This window comes from Mesobacillus sp. ABV4_180, assembly GCF_056158485.1.
Window position 1 is genome coordinate 321,198 of record NZ_JBSWTJ010000001.1, and the last position, 12,838, is coordinate 334,035.

The window sequence follows — 12,838 nt, forward strand, 5'->3', positions numbered from 1 at the left end:
GAAATTCATAGAGCTATCTTTATTTTACGAACGAATAAATTGTTGTTATAATTAATTGTTCGTGTTTTGTTGACTTTCAACCATAAAAGCTGGTAAACTTTATATGTTTGAAAAGGAAAAAATCAACCGTAAACCTTTGGAGGTGCGTTTTATATGTCATCAGTAGTAGTAGTTGGAACACAATGGGGCGATGAAGGGAAAGGAAAAATCACTGACTTCCTTTCAGAAAATGCGGAAGTGATTGCCCGATATCAGGGAGGAAACAACGCAGGCCATACGATAAAATTCAATGGTGAAACATATAAACTGCATTTAATTCCATCAGGGATTTTTTATAAAGATAAAATCAGCGTGATCGGAAACGGAATGGTAGTGGATCCAAAAGCGCTTGTAAAGGAACTTGCCTACCTTCATGAAAAAAATGTGACGACAGACAATCTGCGAATCAGCAACCGTGCTCATGTGATTCTTCCTTATCACTTAAAGCTTGATGAGGTTGAAGAGGCAAGCAAAGGCGCTAATAAAATCGGAACGACTAAAAAGGGAATTGGCCCTGCTTATATGGATAAGGCAGCACGTATCGGGATCCGGATTGCCGATTTGCTTGACCGTGAAGTTTTTGAAGAAAAACTTTCCCGCAACCTGGTAGAAAAGAACCGCCTGCTGGAGCGAATTTATGAAACAGAAGGCTTCAAGATTGAAGACATTTTAGATGAGTACTTTGAGTATGGACAACAAATCAAGGATTATGTGGTCGACACATCCGTTGTTTTGAATGATGCCCTTGATGATGGCCGCCGCGTGTTGTTTGAAGGTGCACAGGGTGTCATGCTCGACATTGACCAGGGTACCTACCCATTCGTTACATCTTCCAATCCTGTAGCTGGCGGTGTCACAATCGGTTCAGGTGTAGGCCCGACAAAGATCACTCATATCGTTGGCGTTTCTAAAGCTTATACGACACGTGTCGGAGATGGCCCATTCCCGACAGAACTGGACAATGAAATAGGCCACCAGATTCGTGAAGTAGGACGCGAATATGGTACGACAACTGGTCGTCCTCGCCGCGTTGGCTGGTTTGACAGCGTCGTTGTCCGCCATGCACGTCGTGTCAGCGGAATCACAGACCTATCTTTGAACTCAATCGATGTCCTGACTGGAATCGAAACACTTAAGATTTGCGTAGCATACCGCTATAAAGGCGAGTTGATCGAAGAATTCCCGGCAAGCCTTAAGATGCTGGCAGAATGTGAGCCAGTCTATGAAGAGCTTCCAGGCTGGACAGAAGACATAACAAGCGTGAAATCATTAGATGAGCTTCCAGCGAACGCTAGACACTACCTGGAGCGCATCTCACAACTGACAGGCATTCCATTATCCATCTTCTCAGTTGGCCCAGACCGCACACAGACAAACGTCGTGCGCAGCCCTTGGAGATCATAATAACAAGGTCAGGCCCCCGTTCTTTTCGGAACGGGGGCCTGAATTTGTTTGGTTGGGATCCAGCTGTTTCCAGTTCGCGGAATTATGTTGTTTTTTCGCGGAATTGCCAGCCGGTTTCGCGGAAATAGTCACTAATTTCGCGGGATTATTCTTCTTTTATAGAATTTCTGTTAGTAAAAAAATCAAATCTGAATGAATTTCGAGGAAAAATTAATATATTAAAGAAAAAAGCAAAAAAAATTTCAAAAAAACATATACAAACAACAAAATGCTATGGTAATATAAACAACGTTGTCACTAATTCGACAAAAAACGATAAAATCTTTACATTACGAGCCATTAGCTCAGTCGGTAGAGCATCTGACTTTTAATCAGAGGGTCGAAGGTTCGAGTCCTTCATGGCTCACCAGATTTTTTACTCTGGCCCCTTGGTCAAGCGGTTAAGACACCGCCCTTTCACGGCGGTAACACGGGTTCGAATCCCGTAGGGGTCACTTTATTACATATAAGTTTTACAGTATTTTCAATACGGCTCAGTAGCTCAGTCGGTAGAGGGTTGCTTACTCCACTGAATCAGCATCTGCGGCAACCTGCGAGAAAAACCGAGAGGTTTTTTGAGCACAGTTTTTAAGCTAAACTAAATTTAGGCATCCGTATTTCATTACGGCTCAGTAGCTCAGTCGGTAGAGCAAAGGACTGAAAATCCTTGTGTCGGCGGTTCGATTCCGTCCTGAGCCATTAAAAAAGGGAGCGTGTCATATGACATGCTCCTTTTTTTGTTACATTCCTGTAATATTCCTGATAATTTTCCTGTTATTAACATGATTGTGTTGCATTTAACAGAATTGTTCATCAATTATCCTTCCAAAGTAGGAGAATATCTTGATATTACTAGGTTTTAGGCTTATTTTCTTATTTGGTTATAGGATAATAAGACGACATACAACTTCCATCTTACTGACAAATATCGTAATAAAATGTCAGCTATTATACAATTTTGTTACATAATGAAGACTAGCATTCCCAACGATACATTTTATGGTAAAGTATAAAGGTACAATTATCAGATAATAGTTATATAGTACTAGAATAATAGTGTTTGACCGTTTTAGGAGGATCAGGATGAATATTTTAAAACATAAGCTGTCCAATCTTGCGGGCAAAACATCTAGAGAGATGAAGCCGGCAATCAAAAAGTCAATCATGGCTGCAGTGACTGTGGCTGCATTGTCTTTTGGTGCAGGAAGTGCTGCACTTGCGGCGGACTCAGGCTTAACGACCGTATATTATGTTTATGTAAATAATAAATTTGTAGGAACTGTAGCAGATAAAACTCAAGTAGAAAAACTTGTAGAGGATAAGCTGGCTTCCGTTCAAAAAGAATATAAAGATCTTGATGTCGAGCTTGGTTTGGATGTATCTTTTGTTCCTGAACAAGTGTTCAGTTCAGCTGCCAATGCAAACACAAGCGAACTAGTGAATGTACTTAAGGATCAAATGACGGTACAGGCTGAAGCATCAGCACTTGTTATTGACGACAAGCCTGTGGCTTATGTGAAAGATGAAGAAGCTGCCAAGGAAGTACTTAAGACATTAATGCTTGAACATGTTACTGAAGAAGAATTAGCTGAAGTGGAGAATAAAAAGAAATCTCCTAATCTACCTTTACCCGAAGTGAAAGAAAATGAAACTCGTATATTAGACGTTCGTCTTACCCAAAATGTTTCACATTCAGAAGAAAAAGTTGATCCGAAAAATGTTTTGACTGTAGACGAAGCAGTTCAACTTCTAAAAAAGGGTACTTTGGAAGAACAAAAGTACCAGGTCAAAGATGGAGATGTATTGGGAAGCATTGCGAATTCGCATAATTTGAAGCTGGCTCAATTAATTACTTTGAACGAAGGTCTAAATGAAGATTCGGTTTTAAAGCCAGGCCAGGAATTGAACGTTACTGTTTTGAAGCCTTACGTTGAGGTCATTGTAGATCGCCAGGTTTACGCGAAGGAAGAAGTCGCTTTCGAAAGAGAAGTGGTTGAAGATTCTTCAATGTTCAAAGGCGATACTAAAAAGAAGCAAGAAGGCAAGGCTGGCTTAAATGGTGTCATCTATTCTGTAACTGAACAAAATGGCAAGGTAACAAAGAAGGAAACAGTTAAAAAAGAAGTCCTTCACGAGCCTGTTAAAGAAATCGTGATCAAAGGCACAAAAGTTGTCCCTTCACGTGGTGATGGCACGTTTGCATGGCCTACTAATGGAGGCTATGTATCCAGCCAACAGGGATACCGCTGGAATAGAATGCATAAAGGAATTGACATCGCAAGGCCGAGCAATTATACAATCAAAGCAGCTGATAATGGTGTAGTAGTATACGCTGGTAATAAGGGTGATGGATATGGCAATAAAATCATCATCGACCATCAGAATGGCTACCGAACAATGTATGCACATCTTGCATCAATTTCCATTAGCCAAGGGCAAACTGTTGCCCGCGGTTCGAAAATCGGTATCATGGGAAGAACTGGTAACTCTACCGGCATTCACCTTCATTTTGAAGTATATAAAAATGGCAAAATTATCGATCCTATGTCTGCACTAAAATAAGAAATGAAAGTCTCTAGACAAACTAGAGACTTTTTTTATTAGAGCATCGCGTTGGATAAAAAATCAGCGTATCATTTAAATCCTCTTACCATTTAGGCTGGAAAAGCCAGTTATTTCATTGTTTTGGGCAGGATTGGTACAATTGGGAGGAGAAGAAATAGAAGTTATATAACAGATAAATTCAGTTTTTCTCTCTTTTAAAGTAAAATAGATAAGATAGCATTTTTACAAAGACAAAAATAATTAATTCATTATAATATTCTGGCTTGAAAAGGAGAATTGGTATGGAGAAAAAAATCTTAGTTGTAGACGATGAGAAACCAATTGCAGATATTCTACAGTTCAACTTGAAAAAAGAAGGCTACGATGTTTACTGTGCTTATGATGGAAACCAGGCGATCGAAATGGTAGAGGAAATTCAGCCGGATTTGATTCTGCTGGATATCATGCTGCCTATGCGTGATGGCATGGAAGTCTGCCGTGAGGTACGTAAAAAATATGAGATGCCAATCATTATGCTGACAGCTAAAGATTCTGAAATTGATAAGGTTCTTGGGTTGGAGCTTGGGGCGGACGATTATGTAACAAAGCCTTTTAGCACAAGGGAATTGATTGCACGTGTGAAAGCAAACCTTCGCCGTCATCAGCAGAATGCTGTCAAAGCAGATGAAGAAGAAGAGTCTAATGAAATTTCAGTCGGCTCGCTGACGATTCATCCAGATGCATATGTGGTATCCAAAAGAGGCGAGACAATCGAACTGACGCATCGTGAGTTTGAGCTGCTTCATTACCTTGCCAAGCATATTGGACAAGTCATGACTAGGGAACACCTGCTGCAAACGGTTTGGGGCTATGACTATTATGGTGATGTTCGTACGGTCGACGTAACGGTAAGACGTCTTCGTGAGAAGATTGAAGATAATCCAAGCCACCCGACATGGATCGTGACAAGACGAGGAGTAGGCTACTATTTAAGAAACTCTGAACAGGAGTAACGAACCGGAATGAAGAAAGTAGGTTTTTTTCGATCCATACACCTTAAATTTGTGATTATCTATGTACTGCTTATTCTAGTTGCCATGCAAATAATAGGCGTATACTTTGTCCGCAAGCTTGAGACAACCTTGATGACGAACTACCAGGACTCTGTAAAATCGCGTGTCGACCTGCTGGTATATGACATCCAGGAAGAACTGATCAAGGAGCGGGGAAAAGAAGATCCAACGAAAGAGGAAGCCATCAAACAGATTCTGATAGATTATAATAAGGCTTCGGATATATCCGAAATTAGAGTAATTGATGGCGGAAGCTTCAAATTTCTAGGGACCTCAAGAGACAGTAACCAGGGACTTGTCGGTCAAAGGACAACGGACCTGAAAATCAAGCGGTCCATCGTTTTCGAAGAAGATGAAGACGTGATCCAGATGGATACGAAGACAGGAAAGAGAGTATGGGTTCTGTCCACTCCGATCATGCACAATAATGAAGCCATTGGTGCGGTCTATCTGGTAGCCAAGGTGGAAGATATATTCACGCAAATGAAGGATATCAACAAAATCCTCGCTACTGGAACGGCAATTGCATTGATTTTCACTGCAATACTGGGGGTTCTTTTGGCGCAGACGATCACAAGGCCAATTTCTGATATGAGAAAACAGGCATTGGCGATGACGAGAGGAAACTTTTCGCGGAAGGTTAAGGTTTATGGATACGATGAAATTGGCCAGCTTGCGATTACGTTCAATAACCTGACGAAAAAACTCCAGGAAGCCCAGGCAACAACTGAGGGTGAAAAAAGGAAGCTTTCGTCCGTCATTTCTTATATGACAGATGGTGTTATTTCGACGGATCGCAAAGGCCGGATTATCTTAATTAATGAACCTGCTTCAGACATGCTGGGTGTTTCACGTGAAACAGTGCTGTCTCAGCCGCTGGTGTCAGTGCTTGGACTAGATGAAAACTATGCTTTCGAGGACTTGCTCGAGGAAAAAGATTCGATCGTCCTGGATTACAGTACAAAAAGCAAGCCTTTCATACTTCGGGCGAATTTTTCGGTCATCCAAAAGGAAAGCGGTTTTGTGAACGGCTTGATTGCAGTTCTTTATGATATTACCGAACAGGAAAAAATCGATTTGGAAAGACGGGAATTTGTAGCGAATGTTTCGCACGAACTGCGAACTCCATTGACAACCATGCGCAGTTATCTGGAGGCTCTGGCTGAAGGTGCTTGGAGGGATGAAGAAGTCGCTCCAAACTTCCTGGAGACAACTCGTGGAGAAACAGAACGGATGATTCGTCTCGTAAATGATCTGCTGCAGCTTTCCAAAATGGACAGTGTCGATTACCGCCTTTCAAAGGAATGGGTCAATTTCCCGGTCTTTTTCAACCGGATCATTGACCGTTTTGAGATGACGAAGAATCAAAATGTTTCGTTCATAAGGAATATCCAGAATGATGCTGTATTTGTAGAGATTGATGAGGACAAGATTACCCAGGTGCTGGATAATATCATCTCGAATGCGATGAAATATTCCCCAGAGGGTGGGACGATTACGTTCAAGACGAAGGAAACCGATGATCAGATAATGGTAAGCATTTCAGATGAAGGTGTTGGCATTCCGAAAGATAATCTTGATAAAATTTTCGACCGTTTCTACCGTGTGGACAAGGCCAGGACGCGGAAACTTGGCGGAACTGGACTGGGGCTTGCGATTGCGAAAGAAATGGTTAATGCCCATGGCGGTAAGATTTGGGCAGAAAGCGTGGAGGGAAAAGGGACGACGATTCATTTTATCCTTCCTTATGACCGGAGTACAGAGGATGATTGGTCATGACATATGAAAATATTAAAACAGTGATATTAACGTTTCTCGCAGTTCTCAGCGGTATTTTGACTTGGAATATTTGGACTTATCAACCCAATTATGAAAGCGTTGAAAATCCAGAGACAATTGGAGAGGTAAGCATTTCAACACAACGTGAACTAAAGAAAATCGTAAAGCCGCACCAGATTATTTACCATATTGATGATAAGCAATTTGGTTCGGTTGGCAATGGATATATTGAAGATATCATTTCGGCCATTTCCAAGTGGAAGTATTTTGATGTAAAAAAATCTCCAGGACGAATCACCGATTTTAACGAAAAAATCGCTCACGGAGCGAATGTCGAAGTTATATTCCCTGATGAAGTTCCGATCGAACTATACAAAAGGGTATTGAACATTGACGAAAGAGATCTGCCAAAATTTGATTTTGACCGCATCATCATCAATACCGATACTCAGCAAAAGCAGGAGGGCATCGTCTATTTTTATTCGCAAAGAAACCAGGAAGTTTATGAAAGCAATGTCAGCCCTTCGTATATAAATGAATTCACAACTAAATTTTATGAGACAGCAGGAAGGCTGACACCTTATTTCATGCATACTGTTTCTGGCATTAAGCGGATGTATTTGCCAACTGAAGCAATAAAAATGGTGAAGTACACCTACTATCAAAATCCACTGGATTCGGAACAGTTCAAGGATGCTTTGTTCAAAGATCCGAGCTTTGTACAGCGGAGCGTGGGTGAAGGGATTGAGGAGTATACTGATGATGCAAGTAAGATGACCGTTAACACAGAAACGAATATGATTTCCTATGTGAATCCTGTCCGGAACCGTGACGCGGTAATTGGTACCAATAACATCCTTCAACGAAGCATTGAATTTGTAAATGGCCATGGCGGCTGGACTGAGGCATATCGATATGTATACAAGGATGATTTTAACCAGAATGTGATGTTCAGGCTCTATAGCAAGGAAGGGTATCCTGTATTCAACCAGTCTGGCATGTCGGAGATTTACCAGCAGTGGAGGCAATCAGAAATCAGCCGGTATATTCGCCCTGGATTTCATTTAGAGCTGCCATTGAATCCTGATGTCGTCACGAAGAAACTTCCATCAGGATATGAAGCACTGGAATACTTGAATCAAAAGAAGGATTTCAAACCAGAACTGCTGCAAAACATGATGCCAGGCTACTATATGGTGCAGGGACCTGAAGATTCCATCATCCTTCTGGAGCCAGGCTGGTTTTACTTATACGATCAGGAATGGCGCCAGCTGATCTGGGAGGAGGGATTCAAGAATGGATTGGAGTAGAATTAAAACAATCTTCATTCTGACCTTCCTCGCCCTGGATATCTACCTGGTTTACCAGTTCATGAACACAAGGGATGCTGCCCAGTATGAAATCGTGAAGGAAGCGACATTGGAAGAGCGGCTTAAGAATGACGATATCCGCTACAATGAACTTCCTGAAATAAAAGAAAAAGAGCATTACCTAAGTGTCAGGACGAAAGTGTTCACAACTGAAGAACTTGAAAAAATGAAAGAGCAATCCATCAGCCTCGGTGACGGGACATCGATAGAAGCTAAGCTTGGAAAATCGCTCAAGCTGACGAATAAATTTCAGCCAGCAGAGCTGACGAATTTCATCAAAGCGAACATATTTGCTGGTGAACAGTATAAGTTCTGGTCTAAAGATGATGAAGCCCGGACGATTACCTACTATCAGGAATACGACAATAAGACTTTCTACTATAACAGCAATGCAAAATTAACGTTCTACTTCAATGAAAATAATGAAGTGACTTCCTATAAGCAAACGTATTTGGAAATCATCGATGAACTTTCAGATGAAGAAGAACTGCTGACCCCATTAAGAGCGATGGAAACTCTTTATAAGAAGGGTTTATTGAAGCCAAAGAGCAAGATCACTGATGTTAAACTGGGATACTCAACACTTGTTTCATTGACAGCCTCCCATGTCGTCACGCCTACGTGGAGGATTGAAGTCAACGGCAAGGAAAACCTTTTTGTCCATGCATTTGAAGGCCGGGTCATCCCGTTGACGGACGGAGAAAATAAAATTACGGAGTGAAGAGATATGAGTTTGCATTTTAGTGTTCTCGCCAGCGGGAGTACGGGAAATGCGATCTATGTGGAGACGGAGGGCCAATCCTTTTTAGTGGATGCCGGATTGAGCGGCAAACAGATGGAGGCTTTATTTAAGCAAATAGGCCGTGATATGAAAGACCTCTCTGGAATATTAGTGACGCATGAACATAGCGATCATATAAAAGGCATAGGAATCGTTGCCCGTAAGTATAAGCTGCCAATCTATGCGAATGAAAAGACATGGAAAGCGATGGACGGGCTGATCGGGGAAGTCCCGCTTGAACAGAAATTCAGCTTTGATATGGAAACGGTGAAAACCTTTGGCGGTCTGGATATTGAATCTTTTGGTGTATCGCATGACGCCGCAGAACCGATGTTTTATGTGTTCCATAAAGACCGCAAGAAATTGGTGCTCATTACGGATACAGGCTATGTCAGCGACAGGATGAAGGGAATCATCTCGAATGCTGATGCATATGTGTTTGAAAGCAACCATGATGTCCAGATGCTGAGGATGGGAAGATATCCGTGGAGCGTCAAGCGCCGGATCCTGAGTGATTATGGCCATGTCTCGAATGAAGATGCCGCAGTCGCGATGAGCGAAGTGGCCGGGGATAACACAAAACGGATCTATCTTGCCCATTTAAGCCTCGATAATAATATGAAGGACCTCGCAAGGATGTCAGTCACCCAAACACTTGAGGGCAGAGGCATCATTGTGGGAGAACAATTTGATTTGATCGATACAGATCCTAAAACTCCGACAGCATTGACGGCGATTTAGTTTATAAGCAATTTTTTAAAGGTAAAGGAGTAAAGGCATCTGACAAGATTTGCTTTTGCTCCTTTTCTTTTATAAAAACAAATAGCTGCAGGCTGAATTTAGCTAAGAGCTTACGATTTAGACATTAGCATATCTGATAGTATAATAATCAATATAAGGATAACTAACGATTCTATTGTTCTATGAAAGGATTGGTGGACATTGGGTTATTATGATCAGGATTATCAAAGCCGGTATAAACCGCAGAACGGCAGGAAAGGCGGCTTTTTCGTGGCCAGCCTGGCAGGCGCAATCATTGGGGCATTATTGGTGATTTTCTCGATTCCCGTATTATCTAACTTTGATGTGCTGCCATATAAAATTGAGCCGAACAATCAAGCAGCTGTTACGGATGAGGAGTCAGCTGATTCTGAAGAAAGCACAACAGATACAAGAAATGTCTCGATTGATGTGCATACACAAATTACCAAAGCTGTCGACAAAGCGGGTGACGCTGTAGTTGGCATCACGAATATACAGGAAAGCACGAGCTTCTGGGGCCAAAACCAGGAATCAGGAGGAACGGGATCTGGTGTCGTTTATAAGAAGGCTGGAGACAAAGCTTATATTGTCACAAACCATCATGTTGTTGCGGACGCTTCCAGCCTGGAGGTCAGCCTGAGTGATGGGACAAAAATCCCTGCCAAGCTTTTAGGCAGCGATATATGGACGGACCTTGCTGTGTTGGAGGTACCTGCAGAGGAAATTAAGGTTATTGCGGAATTTGGCAACTCTGATAAGCTGAAACCTGGTGAACCAGTGATCGCCATCGGTAATCCTCTTGGCCTTACTTTTTCAGGATCGGTTACCCAGGGCATTATTTCTGGACTGGAACGAGCGATCCCAGTCGATATCAACCAGGATGGAACTCCTGACTGGCAGGCAGAAGTCTTGCAGACAGATGCAGCCATTAACCCAGGAAACAGCGGGGGAGCACTGATCAATATCGAGGGACAGGTGATTGGCATTAACTCAATGAAAATTGCCCAGAGTGCTGTTGAAGGAATCGGACTGTCCATCCCTATCAATTATGCAGCTCCGATCATTGATGACTTAGAGAAGACCGGAGAGGTGCAAAGGCCATTCATGGGCGTTGAGCTGGCTTCTGTAAATGAAATCTCAGCCTACCACCAGCAGAATACGCTAAAGCTGCCAAAGGAAGTGAACTATGGTGTCGCCATCAGAGGTGTCGAGCCAAATTCACCGGCAGATCAGGCTGGTTTGAAAGAGTACGACGTCATTGTCGAAATGGATGGAGAAGAAATCCGCGATGTCGTTGATTTGCGTAAACACCTTTACAATAAAAAGAAGGTCGGCGATGATATGCAGATTAAATATTATCGTAATGGCCAGCTTGAAGAAACAACATTGAAATTAGGCGGAGAAACATTATAGAGGTGTGGATACGAAAACAGGAGGCGAAATGCTTCCTGTTTTTTTGCGATAGGAAAGTATCAGTCACTTCGAGAATTGTCCAGCTCCAGCGCCTAGCCAGTTTTCATCCTTGAAATAGCTTCCTCGAGTATCTTGCGAGAAGCGTTAGCTTAGAGCAGCTCGAGACGTTTGTCTAGTGTCGCCTCCTAGAAACTCCGAAACTTCAACTCCGCCCGCAGAAGCAAAAAGCGCTTCTTTGTCGGAGTCTCCAGTTTCTGCGTTTCTGGACAGTCGGCTATACTTTTCGATTTCGGTCCCTCCGATGATGTCAAAGAGCGACTTCACCGGTCGGCCCTCCAACGCTTGTCGGGGCTGACCAAGGCGCTTGCGCTTTTCATATGTTAAAATGGTCTCTGTGGATAAATTAAAAGTGAATTTTAGCAAATGATAAATTTAAATAAATTTGTTGAAGGGATGGAACAAAATGAAGTATTGCTGCGGGGAACATGTAGAATTGGCGCTGGATGAAGCGGTTGATGAGTTTGAAACAGCACCCCAATTACTGAAGCTGGAGTCTGTTGATAAGTCGGAGTTTATCTGTGGATACTGTGGACAACCTGCTGTATATATTGTGGCGAACGAATGATCGCCTACTAAATGTGGATATCGATGTGAATATGTGGATAACTACTGTGGATAGCTTGTTTGTAAACTGTTTGTAATCTGTTTGTAAAGTGGGGGTAACTGTGAATATCTCAATCGTAACGGTTGGCAAATTAAAAGAAAAATACCTGAAACAAGGAATCGATGAATATTTAAAAAGGCTTGGAAGTTATGCAAAAATAGAAGTCATCGAAGTACCCGATGAAAAAGCACCGGAAGAACTAAGTGACACTGAAATGATCCAGGTAAAGCAAAAAGAAGGAGAACGAATCCTTTCAAAAATCGGTTTGGATACATATGTCATCGCCCTCGCCATCAACGGCAAGCTAAAATCCTCCGAAGAACTCGCAGAAACTCTCGATAAACTCGGCACCTACGGCAAAAGCAAAATTGCCTTCGTGATCGGCGGATCACTCGGACTGAGCGACGAAGTCTTGAAGAGGTCAGACGAGCAATTGTCGTTTTCGAAAATGACATTCCCGCATCAGCTGATGAGGCTTATTTTAGTGGAGCAGGTTTATCGGGCTTTTCGGATTAATCGGGGGGAACCGTACCATAAATAAATAGGGTTTTTCTGGTTATTATTTTTTTAATATTTTTAACCAGTGAAATAAACATGTAAAGTGGAGCAATATAGCTTCACTTTTTTATTTTCTCTTAATCACAGACCATAAGAGCAAGAATGAGGACGAAATGGTTGTCGGATACTTGTTAAAATAAGTCCAATAACATTAGAAGGAAAAAAGAAAATGATTCGAGAATACAATGAGATGTATGCTTCAGAGGAAATATTACTTCTAGGAAACGACAAGGATTTGCTTTCCATCTTAACGTTAGAAAAAAGAGGTTTCAAAGCTATTGATACGACCAGTTAGTTTTGGAAATGCTCTATCTGAAAAAGTGATTTCTTTTCTAGAAAAGAATGCTCGTGATTTAGTAGAGTGTATGGATACTTCCCATATGTATGTGGACTAGCACTAGTACAGAAAGGA

General features: G+C 42.0%; 11 protein-coding genes and 3 tRNA genes. 13 read left to right on the forward strand and 1 reads right to left on the reverse strand.

Annotated features, from left to right (window positions below):
• Positions 1-153 precede the first annotated feature (153 nt).
• The 11 genes from ACXAEA_RS01735 (at position 154) to ACXAEA_RS01785 (ending at position 11,204) form a co-directional block, all read left to right on the forward strand.
• Positions 154-1,443, forward strand: coding sequence for an adenylosuccinate synthase (locus ACXAEA_RS01735; protein WP_475094222.1), 1,290 nt, complete (start codon positions 154-156; stop codon positions 1,441-1,443).
• Between the two features lie 333 nt (positions 1,444-1,776).
• Positions 1,777-1,852: transfer RNA gene (locus ACXAEA_RS01740), tRNA-Lys, on the forward strand.
• Positions 1,853-1,865: 13 nt separating this feature from the next.
• Positions 1,866-1,937 (forward strand) — tRNA-Glu (locus tag ACXAEA_RS01745).
• 171 nt (positions 1,938-2,108) lie between these two features.
• Positions 2,109-2,181 (forward strand) — tRNA-Phe (locus ACXAEA_RS01750).
• Positions 2,182-2,565: 384 nt separating this feature from the next.
• Positions 2,566-4,044 carry a peptidoglycan DD-metalloendopeptidase family protein gene (locus tag ACXAEA_RS01755; RefSeq protein ID WP_475094223.1) on the forward strand — a complete coding sequence of 493 codons (1,479 nt, stop codon included), beginning with the start codon at positions 2,566-2,568 and terminating at the stop codon, positions 4,042-4,044.
• Positions 4,045-4,328: 284 nt separating this feature from the next.
• Positions 4,329-5,039: a response regulator YycF gene (yycF, locus tag ACXAEA_RS01760; RefSeq protein ID WP_475094224.1), complete on the forward strand. Its 711-nt coding sequence runs from the start codon at positions 4,329-4,331 to the stop codon at positions 5,037-5,039.
• A 9-nt stretch (positions 5,040-5,048) separates the two neighbouring features.
• Positions 5,049-6,878, forward strand: a complete 1,830-nt coding sequence (gene walK, locus ACXAEA_RS01765; RefSeq protein WP_475094225.1) for a cell wall metabolism sensor histidine kinase WalK — start codon at positions 5,049-5,051, stop codon at positions 6,876-6,878.
• A complete protein-coding gene (locus ACXAEA_RS01770) occupies positions 6,875-8,188 on the forward strand; it encodes a YycH family regulatory protein (protein WP_475094226.1) in 1,314 nt (437 codons plus the stop codon). The genes walK and ACXAEA_RS01770 overlap by 4 nt, the downstream gene beginning before the upstream one ends.
• A complete protein-coding gene (locus ACXAEA_RS01775; RefSeq protein ID WP_475094227.1) occupies positions 8,175-8,969 on the forward strand; it encodes a two-component system regulatory protein YycI in 795 nt (264 codons plus the stop codon). Before ACXAEA_RS01770 ends, ACXAEA_RS01775 begins: the two co-directional genes overlap by 14 nt.
• Positions 8,970-8,975: 6 nt before the next feature.
• Positions 8,976-9,770, forward strand: coding sequence for an MBL fold metallo-hydrolase (locus ACXAEA_RS01780; protein WP_475094228.1), 795 nt, complete (start codon positions 8,976-8,978; stop codon positions 9,768-9,770).
• 201 nt (positions 9,771-9,971) lie between these two features.
• Positions 9,972-11,204, forward strand: coding sequence for a S1C family serine protease (locus ACXAEA_RS01785; RefSeq protein WP_475094229.1), 1,233 nt, complete (start codon positions 9,972-9,974; stop codon positions 11,202-11,204).
• A gap of 144 nt (positions 11,205-11,348) precedes the next feature.
• Here ACXAEA_RS01785 and ACXAEA_RS01790 read toward each other — a convergent pair whose 3' ends face one another.
• Positions 11,349-11,528 carry a hypothetical protein gene (locus tag ACXAEA_RS01790; RefSeq protein ID WP_475094230.1) on the reverse strand — a complete coding sequence of 60 codons (180 nt, stop codon included), beginning with the start codon at positions 11,526-11,528 and terminating at the stop codon, positions 11,349-11,351.
• A 139-nt stretch (positions 11,529-11,667) separates the two neighbouring features.
• On the opposite strand from ACXAEA_RS01790, the gene ACXAEA_RS01795 reads away from it, so the two are divergent.
• Both ACXAEA_RS01795 and rlmH read left to right on the forward strand, forming a co-directional pair.
• Positions 11,668-11,829, forward strand: coding sequence for a CxxH/CxxC protein (locus ACXAEA_RS01795; protein WP_475094231.1), 162 nt, complete (start codon positions 11,668-11,670; stop codon positions 11,827-11,829).
• A gap of 100 nt (positions 11,830-11,929) precedes the next feature.
• Positions 11,930-12,409, forward strand: a complete 480-nt coding sequence (gene rlmH, locus ACXAEA_RS01800; RefSeq protein WP_475094232.1) for a 23S rRNA (pseudouridine(1915)-N(3))-methyltransferase RlmH — start codon at positions 11,930-11,932, stop codon at positions 12,407-12,409.
• The last annotated feature ends 429 nt before the right edge of the window (positions 12,410-12,838 follow it).